At 46.3% G+C, this 18,995-nt stretch carries 19 protein-coding genes and 1 tRNA gene; 8 read left to right on the forward strand and 12 right to left on the reverse strand.

Annotated features, from left to right (window positions below; translation table 11 throughout):
• Positions 1–35 precede the first annotated feature (35 nt).
• Positions 36–2,156: a DNA helicase RecQ gene (gene recQ, locus QZZ22_RS01760; RefSeq protein WP_292462029.1), complete on the forward strand. Its 2,121-nt coding sequence runs from the start codon at positions 36–38 to the stop codon at positions 2,154–2,156.
• A gap of 28 nt (positions 2,157–2,184) precedes the next feature.
• Here the strand turns inward: recQ and QZZ22_RS01765 are convergent, their stop codons facing one another.
• A complete protein-coding gene (locus QZZ22_RS01765) occupies positions 2,185–2,946 on the reverse strand; it encodes an A24 family peptidase C-terminal domain-containing protein (protein ID WP_292462030.1) in 762 nt (253 codons plus the stop codon).
• 18 nt (positions 2,947–2,964) lie between these two features.
• A complete protein-coding gene (gene hxlA / locus QZZ22_RS01770) occupies positions 2,965–4,302 on the reverse strand; it encodes a 3-hexulose-6-phosphate synthase (RefSeq protein ID WP_342765068.1) in 1,338 nt (445 codons plus the stop codon).
• Positions 4,303–4,405: 103 nt separating this feature from the next.
• Here hxlA and pyrB point away from each other — a divergent pair, with 103 nt between their 5' ends.
• Together pyrB and pyrI are read left to right on the forward strand one after the other, a co-directional pair.
• Positions 4,406–5,332, forward strand: coding sequence for an aspartate carbamoyltransferase (gene pyrB, locus QZZ22_RS01775; RefSeq protein WP_292462032.1), 927 nt, complete (start codon positions 4,406–4,408; stop codon positions 5,330–5,332).
• Entirely contained in the window at positions 5,332–5,796 is a 465-nt protein-coding gene (gene pyrI, locus QZZ22_RS01780; RefSeq protein ID WP_292462201.1) for an aspartate carbamoyltransferase regulatory subunit, read from the forward strand. The genes pyrB and pyrI overlap by 1 nt, the downstream gene beginning before the upstream one ends.
• Positions 5,797–6,041: 245 nt before the next feature.
• Here pyrI and dapB read toward each other — a convergent pair whose 3' ends face one another.
• The 4 genes from dapB to QZZ22_RS01800 form a co-directional block, all read right to left on the reverse strand.
• On the reverse strand, positions 6,042–6,833 hold the full coding sequence (dapB, locus tag QZZ22_RS01785) for a 4-hydroxy-tetrahydrodipicolinate reductase (RefSeq protein WP_292462034.1): 792 nt from the start codon (positions 6,831–6,833) through the stop codon (positions 6,042–6,044).
• Positions 6,830–7,705, reverse strand: a complete 876-nt coding sequence (gene dapA / locus QZZ22_RS01790; protein WP_292462036.1) for a 4-hydroxy-tetrahydrodipicolinate synthase — start codon at positions 7,703–7,705, stop codon at positions 6,830–6,832. Before dapA ends, dapB begins: the two co-directional genes overlap by 4 nt.
• 19 nt (positions 7,706–7,724) lie before the next feature.
• Positions 7,725–7,919, reverse strand: coding sequence for a 30S ribosomal protein S17e (locus QZZ22_RS01795; RefSeq protein WP_015053325.1), 195 nt, complete (start codon positions 7,917–7,919; stop codon positions 7,725–7,727).
• Between the two features lie 121 nt (positions 7,920–8,040).
• Positions 8,041–8,310, reverse strand: a complete 270-nt coding sequence (locus QZZ22_RS01800; protein WP_342765067.1) for a hypothetical protein — start codon at positions 8,308–8,310, stop codon at positions 8,041–8,043.
• A 130-nt stretch (positions 8,311–8,440) separates the two neighbouring features.
• Between QZZ22_RS01800 and dinB the strand changes: the two genes are divergently transcribed.
• Positions 8,441–9,529, forward strand: a complete 1,089-nt coding sequence (dinB, locus tag QZZ22_RS01805) for a DNA polymerase IV (protein WP_292462041.1) — start codon at positions 8,441–8,443, stop codon at positions 9,527–9,529.
• A 190-nt stretch (positions 9,530–9,719) separates the two neighbouring features.
• Entirely contained in the window at positions 9,720–11,636 is a 1,917-nt protein-coding gene (locus QZZ22_RS01810) for a methyltransferase domain-containing protein (RefSeq protein ID WP_292462043.1), read from the forward strand.
• 368 nt (positions 11,637–12,004) lie between these two features.
• On the opposite strand, the gene QZZ22_RS01815 is transcribed toward QZZ22_RS01810, so the two are convergent.
• Positions 12,005–12,724, reverse strand: a complete 720-nt coding sequence (locus QZZ22_RS01815) for a DNA alkylation repair protein (protein WP_292462046.1) — start codon at positions 12,722–12,724, stop codon at positions 12,005–12,007.
• A gap of 93 nt (positions 12,725–12,817) precedes the next feature.
• Between QZZ22_RS01815 and QZZ22_RS01820 the strand changes: the two genes are divergently transcribed.
• Positions 12,818–13,717, forward strand: coding sequence for a pirin family protein (locus tag QZZ22_RS01820; RefSeq protein WP_292462048.1), 900 nt, complete (start codon positions 12,818–12,820; stop codon positions 13,715–13,717).
• A gap of 14 nt (positions 13,718–13,731) precedes the next feature.
• Here QZZ22_RS01820 and QZZ22_RS01825 read toward each other — a convergent pair whose 3' ends face one another.
• From QZZ22_RS01825 to QZZ22_RS01840, 4 genes are all read right to left on the reverse strand, one after another.
• Positions 13,732–14,511, reverse strand: a complete 780-nt coding sequence (locus QZZ22_RS01825; protein WP_292462050.1) for a heparan-alpha-glucosaminide N-acetyltransferase — start codon at positions 14,509–14,511, stop codon at positions 13,732–13,734.
• A gap of 26 nt (positions 14,512–14,537) precedes the next feature.
• Entirely contained in the window at positions 14,538–15,002 is a 465-nt protein-coding gene (locus QZZ22_RS01830) for a Zn-ribbon domain-containing protein (protein WP_292462051.1), read from the reverse strand.
• A gap of 70 nt (positions 15,003–15,072) precedes the next feature.
• A complete protein-coding gene (mtnP, locus tag QZZ22_RS01835; RefSeq protein ID WP_292462053.1) occupies positions 15,073–15,936 on the reverse strand; it encodes an S-methyl-5'-thioadenosine phosphorylase in 864 nt (287 codons plus the stop codon).
• Between the two features lie 31 nt (positions 15,937–15,967).
• The gene (locus tag QZZ22_RS01840) at positions 15,968–16,666 is read right to left on the reverse strand and encodes a phosphoribosyltransferase (protein WP_292462055.1); all 699 of its coding nucleotides are present in this window, start codon (positions 16,664–16,666) and stop codon (positions 15,968–15,970) included.
• A gap of 135 nt (positions 16,667–16,801) precedes the next feature.
• On the opposite strand from QZZ22_RS01840, the gene QZZ22_RS01845 reads away from it, so the two are divergent.
• Positions 16,802–16,876, forward strand: a tRNA-Met gene (locus tag QZZ22_RS01845).
• 171 nt (positions 16,877–17,047) lie between these two features.
• A complete protein-coding gene (locus QZZ22_RS01850) occupies positions 17,048–18,367 on the forward strand; it encodes a signal recognition particle protein Srp54 (RefSeq protein ID WP_292462056.1) in 1,320 nt (439 codons plus the stop codon).
• A gap of 1 nt (position 18,368) precedes the next feature.
• On the opposite strand, the gene QZZ22_RS01855 is transcribed toward QZZ22_RS01850, so the two are convergent.
• Positions 18,369–18,938: a GMP synthase subunit A gene (locus QZZ22_RS01855; RefSeq protein WP_292462058.1), complete on the reverse strand. Its 570-nt coding sequence runs from the start codon at positions 18,936–18,938 to the stop codon at positions 18,369–18,371.
• Positions 18,939–18,995: the final 57 nt, after the last annotated feature.

Raw genomic sequence — 18,995 nt, forward strand, 5'->3', positions numbered from 1 at the left:
GAACATAGGTCGAACAAAATAAATGCGGTTGTATAATGTATCAAACCCTCCAGAAGTACTTCGGATATTCTGAATTCCGCCCCCTTCAGAAAGACATAATCCAGGATGTGCTTGATGGAAAGGATACTTTTGTGCTTATGCCCACAGGAGGCGGGAAGTCCCTGTGCTATCAATTGCCTGCATTGCTGATGGACGGGCTGACGGTTGTGATCTCTCCCCTGATATCCCTTATGAAAGACCAGGTCGACAGCCTCAGGGCCAACGGCGTCAATGCGGCATTCCTGAACAGCACCCAGAATTATACCGAATCCAGGAAGATCTGTGACGACATTGCCACAAACGACATCAAAATATTATATATGGCGCCGGAGAGACTTGCAATGTCCGGCACATTATTGATGATCACAAAGGCAAAGGTCAGTCTTTTCGCCATTGATGAAAGCCACTGCATATCTGAGTGGGGCCATGATTTCAGGCCCGAGTACCGCAAACTCAGCATGCTCAAAAAGAAGTTTCCCAAAGTGCCGATCATTGCCCTGACAGCTACCGCAACACCTAAGGTGAGGGAAGACACCCTCAACCAGCTGGGACTTACAAACCCCAAAACCTACATTGCAAGCTTCAACCGCAGCAATCTTCTTTATGAGATCAGACCGAAAAAGGAAACCTATGACCAGATATTGCAGTACCTGAGAAGGAATAAGGGAAAGGGCGGAATAATCTACTGTCAGAGCCGCAAGAACGTAGATACAGTCACCGCAAAGCTCAGAAAAGCTGGTTTCAATGCACTTCCATACCATGCAGGACTGAGTGACACTCAGAGGGCGAGAAACCAGGAAGCTTTCATCAAAGACAAAGCAGACATCATTGTCGCTACCATCGCTTTTGGCATGGGTATCGATAAACCTAACGTGCGCTTTGTTATCCACTATGATCTCCCGAAGAACCTGGAAGGTTACTACCAGGAAACCGGGAGAGGTGGCAGGGATGGGCTTGAATGTGAATGCATCCTATTCTTCAGCCACGGCGACAGGTACCGTATAGAGTATTTTGTCAAGCAGAAGGGCAGGAAGGAAGAGCGGGATATCGCCCTGAAACAGCTTCAGGATATGGTAAACTACTGTGTGAGCACAACATGCCGCAGAAAAGCTCTTCTCAGATACTTCGGGGAAGAACTGGAAGAAGACAACTGCAGCGGGTGTGATGCCTGTCTCAGGCCCAAGGAGACGGTGGACGGGACAGAAGAAGCAAAGTTGCTCATCAGCTGCGTAGAGGAGCTTGGCGAGCGCTATGGCATGAATCACGTTATAGATGTCCTGTGCGGTGCCAATATAAAAAAGATCAAGGAAAAGAAACACGACAAGCTGAAGACTTACAATTCAGGCTATCGCCACACCCGGCCCAATTGGCAGGACATGGCACGCGAAATGGTGCAACAGGGAGTGGTCGCGGTAGAGGGCAGCAGGTATCCCCTTCTCAAGCTCAACAAAGTGAGCAGGGAGGTTATGCAGGGCTCGCGTAAGGTAGCCTTTACAAGAATTGCACCGCTTGAATTCCCTGACACACAGACCTGTGAGGATGATGAGCCTTATGAACCGGATACAATCGCAAAGCCAGTCACACCGCCGCGAGCCCGGAAAACCGCACAGAGCAGTGACAGTGAACTGTTCTCCAGGCTCAAGGACCTCAGGAAGGAAATGGCCGATCTTCAGGATGTCCCCCCTTACATAATATTTGCGGACACGAGCCTCAAACAGATGGCTGCAAAAAAACCTTCCAGCAAGGAAGAGATGCTAAAGATAACAGGTGTCGGAGAGTACAAACTGAAGAAGTACGGCGACATTTTCCTCAGGGAGATCAGCAAGTATTGTGAAGAGCAGAACGGTGGTTCCCCTAAAAGCGCGGTAGAGGAAAAGGCTCCGTCATCACTTCATAAAAAGACCATGCAAGACCTCGTGGAACCGGAGCTGCCGGCAAAGGACGCTGGGAAGGAAAAAGATAAGCCCGAAAAGAAACACGAGACCATCCTGAGGACCATCAGCGGGCTTGAGAGGGAGATGGTCATCCTGGCAAGGGCCAAACTCGGGGACTCATTCTCGGAAGAGGAGATAAGGGAAGTGTGGGCGGAAGTAATCTCGGGAAGCAGACAGGCTTAACCCACACTTGGATTTAACAAGGGCTTTTTCACATCATCATGAACTGCATTGTCAGATAGAATATCAGGTCCCCGAACACAACTGCGGTGATAAATCCGGCTGTTATGGGTATCATGAAGGGAAGGCCCGGTGTTACCCATACACTGTCATCCATCCTGCCTGCCTTGACGTGGCTTTTCAACTGAGCAACGACGTTTGAGGTAAGTTCGGTACCGGCTCTTGTGAAGCTGAATTTGACACCTTCCTTGGTTTCCTCATAGGACTCTATCATGCGGATATGATCTTTACCAAGTCCGGATACAGGAGTCCTGTAACCGATGAACATGTAGAATGGCCTGCGCAGTGACTCTTTCAGTGGATTGTGCAGTAGATTGTAAATGAAAAGCCCGATTGGTACAACTATTGTGAGTATAATGGAGTTGCCAAAGACACTGAAGGCGAAAATATCAAAGATAGGAGTTCCCTGGAGAGGCAAGCTGGTATTGAATACCATAATAGCCGGGAAGGTTGGGACTATTAACGATATTACCATGAGCGCCTTGGCATCGGCGCCACCAAATGCCCCGAACTGGAAAAGGATGTAAACGAAAAGGTAAACGAACGCGAAGGTCAGCAGGTTCCTGATAAGGTAAGGCATTCCAAGGGTCATGAAGTCGTACAGGATGAAAACGTAACAGACACCAAACATCGCCACCCATACTTCATTTACGACCCTGCGGCTTTTTATGTCAGAATAGCATGCATACAATAAGAAAGGCATGCAGGCAAGCACTTTAAGTAGTTCCATCATTTCCGTTATCTCCGTTTTTCAATGTTTTTCCCATTTTTTGAGCTTCATGACCTCAGAAAGGGTCGCTCCTCTTCTTATTTCTTCGGACAGGCGTTGTTCTGTCTTCTTAACTTCCTTTGCCCGCCTTGCAATCTCATAGGCACGCTCCCTCGGAATCACTACTACACCGTTATCGTCTCCCACTATGTAGTCGCCGGGCCTAACGGTCTGGTTGCCGCAAACGATCTCGGAGTTGATCTCACCAAAACCCTTGGGCTCCCCGGCGTTGGGAACATGACACGTGGCAAATACAGGCAGCACCATTGACCGGATATCCTCTATATCCCTGACAGCACCATCAACAACGACGCCTGCTATCTCCTTGTTCAGGCAGCTCTGGGTCGCAAGGCCACCCCATGGAGCCACATGACTGCTTCCGTTATAGATCACGATCACATTATTTTTCCCTGCCACATCAATGGCCTCAACAGGCTTTGCCCAGTCACCCCTGAAGGTCTGTACTGTAACAGCAGTGCCGACCATTTTCCTGCCGGGCACCTGAGAAAATATGTTCTGCATAGCTCCCTTGCGGTGCATGGCATCGGAGATGTTAGAAGTAGAAACTGACATGAGAATATCACGTATCTCGTCATCGCGGCTTTTTCCCGAATGGGATACATTAGAAGGCACATCCACACTGCTCCTTATGAACCTGGCTGAGGCTGTCACGTCAGATGAACGGACTATGTTGCCCCCCACTATCACTATCTGAGCACCGGCTGTAACGGCCTGTGCGCATGAAACAGAGTCTAAGCCGCCTGCAACAGCAACAGGTATGTTCACTTTCTTTAAGACTTCCTTCATGATAGTGAGTGAATCGTGCCCTGTCATCTGCTGATCGATGCCTGCATGCACGTTTATGTAGTCAACACCCATACGCTCGAGGTCTTTTGAGCGGGATATCGGCTCGGATGAAGATATGAGATCAGCCATGATCCGGGCGCCATATTTCTTTGCGGCCCTGACAGCTTCAAGTACTGTGGAATCATCAGCACTCCCAAGAATGACTACTATATCCGCACCGGCCTTTGCTGCCATCTCTACTTCCATGGCTCCGGTGTCGGCTATCTTCATATCTGCCACAAGGGTCCTACTGGGGAACGCTGCTTTGAGCCTCCTTATGGCATCCATTCCCTCGCTTTTGATAAGCGGAGTGCCTGCCTCTATCCAGTCCGCACCTCCCTCCAGGGCTTCTCCAGCAATCTGGATAGCGCGGTCTGTTTCCAGAATATCCAGGGCAACCTGGATTATAGGTCTTATATGATCACCTTCATTTATTTCTGTACTACTAAATACTTTAGAACGTATAAATCTAATCTCAACAAAATGTCAGTAAGATAAGGAAATGACCTGATGGGAAATATCCGAACAGGGAATCCTATCAGTAAACATTTATCCCATGTAATTCCTTTATTGTCCGATGAAATTTAAGGGCCACCACATCATCTCAATGACATCGTTTTCCAGGGATATGATCGATAGCATCCTTGAGACAGCAGAAAGAATGGAGCCGATAGCTCTTGGAAAACAAAGATCAGACCTGCTTAGTGGCAAGGTCCTGGCAGTGCTCTTCTTTGAACCAAGCACAAGAACCCGCATGTCTTTTGAAACAGCCATGTACCGCCTTGGAGGAAATGTGCTTAATCTGGGATCCATAGATGCCAGCTCGATCGCAAAGGGCGAAACCCTTGCAGATACTATAAGGGTCGTGGACGGTTATGCAGATGCAATCGTGTTGCGCCATCCAAAAGAAGGGGCAGCACGGCTTGCATCCGAGTTCTCAACTGTACCCATCCTGAATGCAGGTGATGGTGCAGGTCACCATCCCACACAAACTCTCCTGGACCTCTATACCATTAAAAGGGAAAGTCATCTTGAGGGAGTAAAGATAGCACTTGCAGGAGACCTGAAATATGGCAGGACTGTACATTCCTTGTGTTACGCGCTGTCCCTGTATGGTGCAGATATTACCCTGATATCGCCAATGGAACTTAGAATGCCGGAGGAGATAATAAAGGATCTTGAAAAAAGAGGTGCAAAAGTCACCGAGACAGACTCCATAGAACATGCCATTAACGAGGTTGATGTGCTATACATGACCCGCATACAGAAGGAGAGATTCCTTGACCCGACAGAATACGAGAAAGTCGCTAATAAGTTAAAGATCACACCGGAGCTCCTGGCAAATGTCAAAACTGAGCTTAAGATATTACATCCGCTTCCAAGGGTTAACGAAATACATACTGGAGTGGATGAGATGCCGCATGCATGTTACTTCAGACAGGCTTTCTATGGAGTGCCGGTCAGGATGGCTCTGCTTGCGCTTGTGCTGGGGGCGATGGAATGATTAACGAGGAACAGGAACTCAGGGTTAAGAGAATCGAAAATGGAACGGTTATAGATCATATCATTGCCGGTCAGGCCCTTAATGTGTTAAAGATACTTGGCATCCCGGATTCTTCACAGGGGGTTGTGAGTGTGCTTCTCAACTCACCCGGAAAATTTGGGATTAAGGATGTTGTTAAGATAGAGAACCGGGAGCTAAATGTCCGCGAGGTGGACAGGATAGCACTAATAGCACCCAATGCCACTATCAATATAATCCGGAATTTCAATGTCTCTCAGAAAAAGAAAGTTCACATCCCCATTTTCGTTGAAGGTGTTGTCAAGTGCGTGAATCCGAATTGTATCTCCAATAGTAATGAACCTGTCACATCAAAGTTCGATGTTGCGGTAGAAGGATGCCTCCGGTTAAGATGCACATATTGTGGCAGATTCATCTCTGAAGATATTGCAAAGCATCTTCTCTAAATTGAGAAAATAAACAGAAAATAGGAATATTGGATATAGCCAGCGCATATACCACCCTGACGTGGAGTTGGGTGCTATAAATGAATATATATTTGTACAAATATATAATACTCACGCTCATAAATGAGAAATTACGGTCTATTTTTACGACCATCTAAAAAAACATCTATATCCTTTTGGCCACAAAAAGTATATGAAAATACCACACTTTCAAATAAAGTCAAAACGGGGGAATTCGATGAGCCTTATAACCCAAGAATGTCCTCCATTGTATAGATACCAGGATTTGCACGGGCAATCCATACAGCAGCTTTTACCGCGCCGCCTGCAAATGCCTGCCTGGAATGCGCCTGATGTTTTATCTCGATCCTTTCACCATCGCCTGCAAAAAGTACGGTGTGATCCCCTACAATATCCCCGCCGCGCACAGCATGGATACCTATTTCCCTGCCTCTTGGGGCCAGCCCCTCACGTCCGTAGACATATTCCTTACCTCCAAGGGCCTCACTGATAACTTCAGCAGCCTTTTTAGCAGTACCGCTTGGAGCATCTTTCTTCTGATTGTGATGGGCTTCGATAATCTCGACATCCATTTCACCGAGATACCTGGCGGCTTCTTTCAGTATTCTGAAGAAGACGTTGACGCCTACCGCGTAGTTAGGTGATATGATTCCTGCGACATTGTTCTTCAGGATAGCATCTTCAATGGTTGCCTTCTGTTCAGCAGTAAAGCCTGTCGTGCCTATAACAAGATTCACTCCGCATGCTGCAGCCTTTGGAGCATTGACAACCGTTGCCCCGGCAATAGTAAAATCCACAAGTACATCAGTATCAGATGACTTAAGTACGGACTCGATGTCCTTAACATCTGAGATTGGAACATTCAGTGAGCCTAACTGGGCAGTTTCCCCTACATCCTCCCCTATGTTCACAAGGTCAAATGCAGCTGAAAGCCTGACACCTTCGGTTTTAAGGATATTGGATAAGATGAGCTTACCCATTTTACCTGATGCGCCCGTAATTGCTATATTGATCATGCTATACACCCAAGTTCATGAAGTATGTCTTTCAGGATATTATCGCCCTCTTCACTGAGAGGTGCCAGCGGGAGTCTGAGATCCCCTCTTGCAAGACCCATTAGCTCCAGAGCACGCTTAACGGGTATGGGATTTGTCTCAGAGAACAGCGCTCTTATGAGCGGGGCCATTCTGAAGTGCATTTCCCTTGCAGTTTTCAGGTCCCCTCTGCGAGCCGCATCTACGAGCTTTACCATCATCCCGGGTACCACATTGGCAACAACTGAAATAACACCGATGCCACCAAGCGACAATATCGGCAGTGTCAAGCCATCCTCGCCGGACAGGACTTCAAAGTCCTCATCAGCGGTCAGCTCAAGGATACGAGAAACCTTCTCAACACTTCCGCTTGCTTCCTTGACAGCTACGATATTTCCAACTTTTGCAAGCTCTGCGATTATTTCCGCCGAAACATCCTGTCCGGTACGGGAAGGCACATTATAAAGGATGATAGGAATATCAGTGGATTCAGCTATTGTCTTAAAATGAGCAAGAAGCCCTGCCTTATTGGACTTGTTGTAATAAGGAGAAATTACAAGAGCCGCATCGGCCCCTGCATCTGTCGCATGCTTGGTCAGTTCGACAGCTTCAACCGTGTTGTTGGAACCCGTACCGGCAATTACCGGGACATTGGCGCAATCCATGGAAAGGTTAATGAGCTGTTTATGCTCCGTCATTGAGAGGGTTGCCGACTCACCTGTTGTGCCACAGGCCACGATTCCTGAAACACCGCCTTCTTCAACAAATGAGACAATCTTCCTGAAACTTTCCGCGTCAATGGTATTGTCCTTTGAGAATGGCGTGACAAGCGCAGGTAGAACTCCTTCGAACATGGGACACCCCTTCAAAGGTTTATTCTTTGGGCTTGTGTGTGATCTTTCTTGTTACGTAACCTGCAACACGGTTTCTGATAACTTTACTCTCTATGGTGGTATACTTTGTCACAAGAAGCTTGTTTGCGTCAAAGTCCCCTGTAAAGGAGTCGCTATACTTGTCAACTAACCGTAGTGAGATAGTCTTGATGTTGTTCTGTCTAATATTTCCCATGATAATTCTCCATTAGTATGTAATGAAACTGTAAACTTTATGACAATAAGTTGTAACGGCTTATAATAAATACCCTTACATTTATACCTTTTGGATTATCGGGATAGACTTCCAACCTTAATTAAATGTCGGTCTTGCCCAACAACCTATCTATGGTTCCCGCATCCCTGAACACCTTTTCCCTGATACCTTTACGGTTTATGAAAAGTCCGATAAAGACTATAAGCAACCCAGGATTTGGGAACAAAGTAGTGAGCAGGGTACCCACGAGTACCACAGTTGAGGCCATGAGCCCTTTAAAGGCTCCCTTGCGGTACGATGCCAGACCCGTGCGCCTGTAGATGCGGATGTCGCGCAGGGTGAGGAAAAGAACAACAAGATAAGCTAACATTGCAATATATGTATAATACATTCTTCACCTGATGATTGATTCAATCGGTAGATTCCAGTACCTTTATGGAATACTTTCATGGCGCTACCAATAGTTTAATTAAAGTACTTATTATATAAAAATAATCTCAATGAACAAGCCACCGCACAGCAGGATAACAATGCACGTGGACATGGACAGTTTTTATTCTTCCATTGAGGTCAGGGAGCGGCCTGAACTTAGAGGTTTGCCTGTGGTTGTAGGCTCTGACCCAAAAGGAGGGAAGGGAAGAGGAGTTGTCAGCACCTGCTCATATGAAGCAAGGAAATTCGGCATCCACTCAGCAATGCCCATATCAAGAGCCTATCGTTTGTGCCCTGAAGCCATCTACCTGCCTGTTAATATGGAGCTTTACAAGGAAACATCGAACAATATAATGGAAATACTGCGTATATTTGCAGACAGGTTCCAGCAAGTCAGTGTTGACGAAGCCTATCTGGACATCGGGGACAGCATAGAAGACTACCGATCAGCCACCATGCTTGCACAAAAGATCAAGCAGGAGGTGCTTTGCAAGCAGGGTCTGACCTGCTCTGTTGGGGTCGCGCCCAACAAGGTCATTGCCAAAATAGCTTCCGACATTAACAAGCCCGATGGACTGACGGTCGTAAGACCAGAGGAAAAAGAAAGTTTCCTCTATCCTCTTTGTGTGTCCCGGATACCCGGGATTGGAAAAAAGACACAACCAGTATTGGTAGAGATAGGCATAAACACAATCGGGCAGCTTGCGACAGCCGATGTCCAGCTTCTGATATCACGTTTTGGGAAATATGGCCTTGTAATGCACCAGCTTGCAAACGGCATTGATCCAAGGCAGGTAAAAGAGAAGGAAGAGGTAAAGTCCATCAGTACAGAGGATACCTTTGACGAAGACATTTTCGATCCCGGACTAATAAAAAACGTGTTCTGTGAACTTACTGAAAAAGTACATGCAGACCTTACGAAAAAGAGGTTCCGGTTCAGAACAGTTAGCATAAGGGTCCGCTTTGATGATTTCAGGACCTATACACGAGCCAAGACCCTGCATGCAGCAACGACCGATAAGATATCAATAACTAAAGTGGCTGTTGAGCTGATGGAAGAGTTCATGGGCTGTGGCAGGTTCAGGTTGCTTGGGGTAGGGGTCAGCAAACTCGAAAAGATCGATGAGAGGCAGACATTCCTGAGCGATTTTTGCTGACGCGGGGTAACTGTGAATTGAAAACTTAAAACGGCAGCCATATTTGAGCATATTTAAAAAATATAATTAATATAAAATATGCAGCACCAGCAAAAAGTCTTGTGCGGACATAGATTTTTATTCTTAAGATATCTATTTTCAGCTTAAATGTATCGATAGATACAGCCCATAATTCAGAGGGAAATACCTGATGAAAAATAAAGCCAAAAACTACCAGAACAAATGCAAAAGCAGACCAAGGACACTCGGGCCTGTCTCACGTCTTGAAGAACATGTGAATCCGGAGTGGTGGAAAAAGATATTCAATTCCCTTTACCTGAAAACAGATGCAGATATAGTTGATGATGCCGCCATCACCAGACAGGAGATAGACACTTTTCACAACATCCTCAAATTAACACCTGAGAGTCACGTGCTTGACCTGTGCTGCGGGCAGGGAAGGCATACACTGGAGCTTGCAAGAAGAGGCATGAAGAATGTGGAAGGGCTGGATAGATCCCATTATCTTATCCAGAAGGCAAAGACATCTGCGAAAAAAGAGGGACTGAGTATTAAGTTCAGGGAAGGCGATGCCAGGAAAACCCCCTATATAACTGATAGTTTCGATGCGGTCATGCTTCTGGGAAACAGTTTTGGTTATTTTGAAACAGCTGAAGAAGACCTGAGAGTATTAAAAGAAGTCAAACGGATACTCAAGCCCTGGGGAAAGATCCTGCTTGATGTGGCGGATGGTTCTTATCTTAAAGAGAATTACCAGCCAAGGTCCTGGGAATGGATCGATAAACACAATTTTGTGTGCAGGGAGCGGTCCATATCCATCGACGGTCAGAAGCTGATATCAAGAGAGGTAATCGTCAACGAAACCTCGGGTGTTGTTGCAGACCAGTTCTACGCAGAGCGACTTTATACAAACGAAGGCCTCATTGAACTTCTGAAGGAGGCAGAATTTACAGATATAGAGATAGTGGATTCCATTAAGTCCGAGACCCTCCGCAACCAGGACCTGGGAATGATGGAAAGGCGCATATTCGTAACTGCATCTATCAAGAAGGAATGGACACCCAAGAAGAAGAAAACAAAAGATGCTGAAAAGAACATAGTGGTCGTTTTCGGGGACCCGAAGAAGAGAGATGAACTAAAACCCTCTGGCGTCTTTGATGATGACGACCTGTATACCATTGATCAGCTGAAAGGCAGTATCCAGCCAGCCGAAGGTTACTCTTTCAAATACCTGGACAACCACGATACGCTCATCCCTGACCTTGCAAAGCTCAAAGGCAAAGTAGATTTCGTGTTCAACCTGTGTGACGAGGGTTACAGCAACGATCCCAGAAGGGAACTGCATGTACCCGCACTGCTGGAAATGCTGGGTATCCCCTACACCGGATCAGGACCTCAATGTCTTGCATTCTGTTATGATAAGGCACTTGTCAGAGGAATTGCAAAGGATCTGGAAGTACCGGTGCCTGAAGGTATAATCATAAAGGCGGAGGACAGCATGTTTGAGCTACCATTGGGCTTCCCAGTTATTGTAAAACCTAACTTTGGCGATTCGAGTTTCGGACTTAACCAGCACAGCGTATGTAACAGCTATGATGAAGTTGTCAGGGCCATCTACGGCATAAGAGAGGGTCTGGGATACGATAAACCGATACTCATTGAAGAGTTCCTGACAGGAAAGGACCTCAGCATAGGGATCATCGGCAACCCTCCTGAGAACTACACAGTCCTTCCTATAATTCAGGAGGACTACTCCGAGCTTCCGGAGGACCTGCCAAAGGTGTGTGGATATGAGGCAAAGTGGATACCGGAATCACCATACTGGAAAATAAAATCTGTTTCTGCGGACCTGCCACGGGATATAGAAGAAAAGATCATAGATTGCAGCCTGAAGCTCATCAACCGGCTTGAGTGCAGGGATTACACTCGCCTTGACTGGAGACTTGATGCAGCAGGCAACCCTAAGCTTCTGGAAGTGAACCCAAATCCAGGCTGGTGCTGGGACGGCCACCTGGCAAAGATGGCAAAGCTTGCTGGCATTTCATACGAGGAAATGCTGCTATATATACTCAAGAGCGCGGATGAAAGAATTTTTGCACAGAAATGAACCTTTGAAGACATTGATATTCGAGATTCACAGGGAGGAGTAAGTTCTTACTTACTCTCTCCGATTTACTTGCCTCCAGATGGATTCTGAATTGTATTTTAGTACATGTTATTCCTCATGATTATTAGTTTTCCGAGGTTAATCACAGTCTGCTGCCGGAACTAAGTTAAATATAGTATTTTTGAAAGGGTTTATTTAAGTAGGATTCCGGCAGAAAGTTAACCTGAAAGATGTCGACATATTTGTATAATCAGTACAAGCAGAGATAGGGGAGAACATGGAAGTAAATCGCGGCATAGGGGAGCAGCTGGAAGATATTGGAGAGATAGATGTTGTTGTGGGAATCCTTACAAAGAATGTAGAACCCACTATATTGCATGTAATGAACGTTGTAAGAGAGGGAATACTTCAATACCTTTCTCGATGGCATACCTCAAAGAGGTTCTTGGCATGACCGTCTTATTTTTCATCACATATTCGAATATTTCCTGCTGGTGCGCTTTACCTGCTTCCTTGAGCATCCACCCATAACCCTTGCGTACAAGGTCATCTTCATCTTCTAGCAGCCGGTCGGCTATTTCCAGGACATCTTCCAGGAATTTCCCGTTCCTGGCTGGCAGCACAAGAGTAACAGCTGCAGCCCTCCTGAACCACCGGTTATCAGAGGCGGTCCACTCTTTGAGCCTGTGCATGTAATCGGGATAAGTTTCAATGAACGTGGCAACCGAATGATTACATAAAGTATCGCATTTTGCCCAATTGTTAACGTATTTCCCAATCCATTCTTCAAATATCTCAAAGTCAGAAGGCTCGTAGTATTTCCTGAAACGGTAAACCCAGTCAAAAGCAACAGAGGATTCTTCAAAGAGGTCTGATGCAAGGAGATGTTCGCACAGAGAAAATACCTCCTGCTTGCTTTCATCCTTTATCTGCCGGAAGTATTTATCTGCGATTTTAATGACAGTTGCTGCCTTTACACCATAACAGTTTATCCCTTCCTTGAAAAAGCGCGCAGATGAAGCTTTTGTTTTTTCTTCTGCACTTTGGGCCAGTTCCACCCTTATACTTGATACAAGATCTTCATGCATTTGCTCGCCAGCCATGGTTTCTTTTGTAAAGATATAAAGAAGATGACACAAATGGTTAATACGGCTTACGGACGATATCCATAGGGGGAAACAATGGACAATACCAGCGATATAAGCAATACCAGTAATGTCAGACAGATACTGAAGAGCGTGCCGATCACCGAAGGGGCCGGAGTGCATCTAAAAAGGGCGTTCACTTCAAGCAGAGGCCCGGACCTAGACCCGTTCCTTATGCTTGACAATTTCCACTCGGGCAATCCGAGTGATTACAGGATGGGATTCCCGTGGCATCCACATCGTGGTATGGAAACTATAACATACATGATTTCCGGGAGTGTGGAGCACAGGGACAGCCTCGGGAACAAAGGCACGATAGGCCCCGGCGACATACAGTGGATGACCGCGGGCAGCGGCATAATACACCAGGAAATGCCAAAGGGAAACGAGAATGGAGAACTCTGGGGACTACAACTGTGGACAAACCTCCCTGCAGCACATAAGATGATGCAGCCCAGATACAGGGAAATTAAAAGTGAACAGATACCTTCAGTGCATACCATGAACGGCACCGTGGTCAAAGTGATATGCGGAGATGTCGATGGGATGCACGGACCTGTTAAGGATATCATGACTGAGATAGAATATCTGGATGTGAACATACCGGCCAACGCCTCATTCAGGCATCCCACGCAGCCGGAAAATACTATTATGGCATATGTTCTGGAAGGAGAGGGTTATTTCGACCCGGAAGGTACCTTATCTGCAGGAAGTGAGAGCCTTGTCATATTCGAGAGTGATTACTGGGTAGAAGTAAAAGCTGCAGACAAAGGAATAAGGTTCCTGTTGCTTTCAGGCAAACCATTGAATGAACCTGTTGCATGGCGCGGACCGGTAGTAATGAACACGCAGGAAGAATTAAGACAGGCTTTTGAAGATTACAGGGAGGACAGGTTCGTAAAAGGAGAAGCCCATTTTACAGAAAGCTCACAATAAAGGTCCCATCAAAACTAAAATGGCATAAAATCAATATTCGTAAATCCTCCAAGTATCAGGAAGCCTATGATCAATGGTTGATGCACCAGGTAAATAAAAAGTGAGTTCCTGCCCAGAAGACCAAACAGTCTCACCAGATAATTATTTTCAAGGTCACGTATCCTGAACTGCCTCCTATAACCACGGTACAGGATGTTTCCGGCTGAAACACCCAGGAGGACCAGGCCGAACCAGGGAATTAAAGGGACGTAATCTATGGAATAAAAACCGTAGGGCCTGAGGCCAAGCCAGAGCAACCAGGGAAAATCAACATATGCACCTTCTGCAAAAAAACCTATGAAAAGGATAGCCAGACCTACAAACAGGGGTTTCATCTGAAATTTAAGAAAAGGATATGCCAGGATAATAGAAACGCCTATCAGGTGAAGTATCCCGAAAAAGATGGTACCGCGGGGAAGAAGTGTGCCTGTGACAAAGGTAATGACAAGTCCCCATGAGAATATAGCAGCACCCCTTCTTACATATTTGGGAAATAGACTACGATTTCCACTTGCACGACTCCTTGCCCGGGAATAACTAAGAGTGAGGGACAGGCCTACAAGGAAAATGAAAGTCATAGAAGCACTTCTTCCTATTATCAGCAGGATACCTGAATTAACATCCAGTTCGTATATACCTAAAGATCTCAAGTCGTAGAACAAATGATAGATCACCATGAGGACAATCGCCACACCCCGGAAAAAGTCAACCTCCCAGAAGCGAGTCTGGAAAGTCTTGTCTATTGTTTGTCCCATTACTGATGAACCTGGCACTGCCATCTTTACTTCCTATCCTTATCCCTTTTGAACATGGAAGACAGATGCAGTGCATAGGTACCATCTTCTTTTATCGCCATCACTATTTCCTTGCGATCGAAAAGGGATTCAAGGTTCAGCTCATAGGAACCCGGGCCCAGTATACGTACGGATTCCACACGTTCGCCTTCATCTTCTGAGATACTTCGGTCTTTTTTCTCAGGACCGATTATCTCATCGATCTCCCGTATTATCTTTCCTGCAGGCTTATCTTCAGGCTTGTGTCCTGAACTCTCATCTATTACCGTATGATGTTCAGTCCCTCTCCCAGCCTCACCTTTATCACCTTCAGATGCCTCTTTTTCAGCTCGCTCCTTTTCTTCCTCTTTTACGTAGAGGAACTTATTCCAACCGCAGCTAGGACAGCCGCTAAGTATAACGGGAGCACCGTCGTCGAATATTGATTCACATCGTGTGCACTTGTGAGGCATGGTTCACCGGATTATATAAGCACTATGTATATTAAAATCCTTGCGATAATCTGCAGATAAGGATAAGACATCACCTATTAAGATATCTCCCAATCAACGGTCCCAGTCTCCTTCTGGTTTCATAAGATATCATCCCGGGAGAGGTTGTAATAGCCCCTGCCAAGGCATCCTTGCACATGCACTTCTGATCCGGGCTTATCTTTCCGATGGCTTCCACAATAATATCCTTTACGGCAGCTTCGTTCTTGACAGCGTTCTCAATGACCGTTTCTATAGTGACATCCTCCTCATTCCATACATCGTAGTCTGTCACAGTGGCTATCATGGAGTAGCATATTTCCGCTTCACGTGCCAGTTTGGCCTCAGGTATTGCAGTCATGCCAATAATATCAAAGCCCAGCGCCTGGTATACCCTGGACTCTGCACGTGTCGAGAACTGCGGGCCCTCCATGCACACATAAGTTCCGCCTTCCTTTACATCATAGCCTTTGGACCGGGCAATATCCACAAGAGATGATGACATTTCGGGGCAGAACGGGTCAGCAAATCCTATGTGTGCCACGATTCCACCCTCAAAGAATGTGGAAGGTCTTGATCTTGTGCGGTCATATATCTGGTCCGGGATGACAATATCAAGTGGAGCCAGTTCTTTTTTCAGACTACCAACTGCAGATGCTGCTATGATGCGCTTGACGCCCAGTTTCTTCAGTGCAAAGATATTCGCCCTGGAGTTGAGCTCGGTAGGAGATATCCTGTGTCCGGTACCATGTCTTGGCAGAAAACACACACTTTTATCGCCATGTTCACCTATAATGATCGAGTCAGAAGGTTTTCCAAAGGGAGTGTCGATATCAACAGTCCGTACCTTATCCAGCATATTGGTATCGTAGATACCGCTTCCGCCTATGATGGCAATATCAGCCTTTTCATTCATGAGATTCCTCTCTTTCATATCCAGGGAACACTCAAGCCAGTCCCCATGATTGTTTTCCACTCTCCAAGGTCTGCTTCACGATTCCCCTGCGAGTCATCTCGGCCATGATCTCAGGGAGCCTGCCAGGCTGTGCTATCTCAAAGGAAAAAGAATCTAGCGAATGATGCACGTAAAGTCCATGCCTTATCGAAGGGATGTCCCATGATGTGCGACTCTCCTTTGACATAAGTCTTGAAATGATGTCTATCATATCTTCCATAAAGTTCCATGGGAAGACAACCCAGGCCCACTCTTCAAGGCGCTCACCGCAATATTCCGGATCAAAAGCAGAGCATTCAAGATACTGGAGTGTTGCTGTCCTGACCTCCTTTGGATTCTGTTGCATAACATATTCCCTGGAATGCAGGAGACTTTTCCCTGTATCGGCTATATCATCAACGATCAGTACGTTCTTTCCCTTAACGCAATCATTTGCCAGAGGATACCTTATCATTGGCTCATTACCTGCAAGTGCAGTCCCGACATAGTGCTCTATCTTAAGACTTGTCAGGTCATCCAGTCCGAGAAAATCACATAGCACACGCCCACCAAACCAGCCACCTCTTGCAAGAGCTATTATCATGTCGGGCTGATAGCCAGAATCTTTTATCTGGTCTGCAACATTTCTGCATAGATCGTAAATATAATCCCAGTTTGTAATTACACATTTGAACTTGTCAGGTAACGCCATTTTGATTTCCTCCGGATTTTGATATATTTAGACAGAAATGACATATATTCTTTCGCTTTCCTGCAACCAGACGCAACCTTTATCTGCAATGATACTCTTCTTAGGGGTACCCTTACGAATTGAAGCAATAACCGAAGCGGGGTGGGGTAGCCAGGAGATCCCGACGGGCTCATAACCCGTAGACCGATGGTTCGAATCCATCCCCCGCTACTTCTTTTCAATTCGTTGTTTTTTATCAGAACTATATATATGTTAATTTTTCTATTTCTTGCTCTATATGACAAGCATGTATGTGATACTTATTACATGAACCAGTTCACAACAACGTTAAATATGAACGCCCATTTATTAGAACTAAAAGAGAGACAGGATGGTCCTTAAATGGTTATGGATAAATTAGGGAGTTCCTTACAGGATGCCCTCAAGAAACTGGTAAAATCAGGACGTATAGATGAACGAACTGTGACCGAGGTAGTCAAGGACATCCAGAGAGCCCTGCTCCAGGCAGATGTTAATGTCAAACTCGTCATGGAGATGTCAAAGCATATCAAAGAGCGGTCGCTCAATGAAGAGGTTCCCTCAGGTATGAGCCCAAGGGAGCACGTGCTCAGGATAGTCTACCAGGAACTTATCAACATTATCGGAAAAAGTACCGATATACCTCTCAAACCCCAGAAGATAATGATGATAGGGTTGCAGGGTAGCGGTAAGACCACAACCACATCCAAGCTGGCCCGATATTTCCAGAGGAAAGGGCTTAGACCTGCAGTAATATGCGCCGATACGTTCCGCCCGGGTGCTTACCAGCAACTTAAAACGTTGTGTACCAAACTCGATGTAGCATTCTACGGTGAAGAGGGAAACCCTGATGCTGTGGGTATAGTTGAGAGAGGACTAAAAGAATTACATAAGTATGATGTCATTATTGTTGACACTGCAGGAAGGCACTCCCTTGAGAAAGACCTCATCAAGGAAATGGAAGATATACATGCAATGGCACAGCCGGATTATAAGCTTCTCGTACTTGATGGTGCTATCGGGCAGCAGGCTAGCGAGCAGGCGCGTGCTTTCAATGAATCTATCGGAATATCAGGAGTTATAATCTCCAAGCTGGATGGTACTGCAAAGGGTGGCGGTGCTCTTTCCGCAGTATCCGAGACAAATTCCTCAATAGCCTTTATCGGGGTCGGGGAAACGCCTGAGGACCTTGAGAGATTCGAGCCTGACAGGTTCATCTCCAGATTACTTGGGATGGGCGATATCAAGAGCCTTATAGAAAAGGCAGAAGAGACGCTGGCAGACGAGGAACTTGACGTACAATCCATGATGATGGGCCGGTTCACTCTCAAGGACATGTACAAGCAGCTCGAGAGTCTGAATAAACTCGGACCCATGAAGCAGATCATGCAGATGCTCCCCCTTGGAGGACTCGGAGCAAAGATACCCGAGGACGCTTACCAGGTTACCGGCGACAAGCTCAAGCGCTACAGGGTACTGATGGACTCCATGACCGAAGAGGAAATGCTCAATCCGAGAGTTATTGGTAGCTCCCGCATAAAGAGGATAGCCATTGGTTCAGGATCCAGTGCAGAGGATGTGAGGGAACTCCTCAAATATCACAAGATGATGCAGACCGCCATGAAAGGATTCCGCGGCGGCAAGTTCAACATGCAGAAAATGATGAAGAAAATGGGTATGTGAGCTAGTACCTCTCACATACTTCAAAGAAATTCGTCAGAAGCTTTTCTCCTTTTTCAGTGTGTGCAACTTCAGGGTGCCACTGTACGCCGTAAATAGGCCTTTCAAAGTGTTTCATGGCCTCGATCTCGCAAATTGGAGACCTTGCGAGCCTTATGAAATCTTCCGGCAGCACGCTTACCTCATCGGCATGAGAGGCCCACACATGTGTCCTTGGACCAAGCCCTTTGAGAATCTCATCCTCGTCAATTATCTCAATTTCCACACTGGCATAGCCTCCCGAGCTACCCTGGCGGACCTCGCCTCCGAATGACTTGGCTATTACCTGATGTCCGAGGCAAATGCCCAGTAGAGGGATGTCGATACTTTCCAGATACTCTGCACAGTTGCCTGCGCGCTCCATGCTTGGGCCACCGCTCAATATCAATCCATCCGGTTCCATGTCGAGGATATCTTCAACCGAAGTAGTGTTTGGGATTATTCCGGTATCCATATCAAGGTCCCGGACCGCACGATGGATAAGATGGCAGAACTGGCCATAGTTGTTGATTACAAGAATCTTTAATGTTCTCATGTGTTCGACCTTTTATGATGATTTTATGAGGCTATTTAAAGATAATAGAATAATATT

It is taken from the genome of Methanolobus sp. (genome assembly GCF_016278365.1).
GTDB lineage: Archaea > Halobacteriota > Methanosarcinia > Methanosarcinales > Methanosarcinaceae > Methanolobus.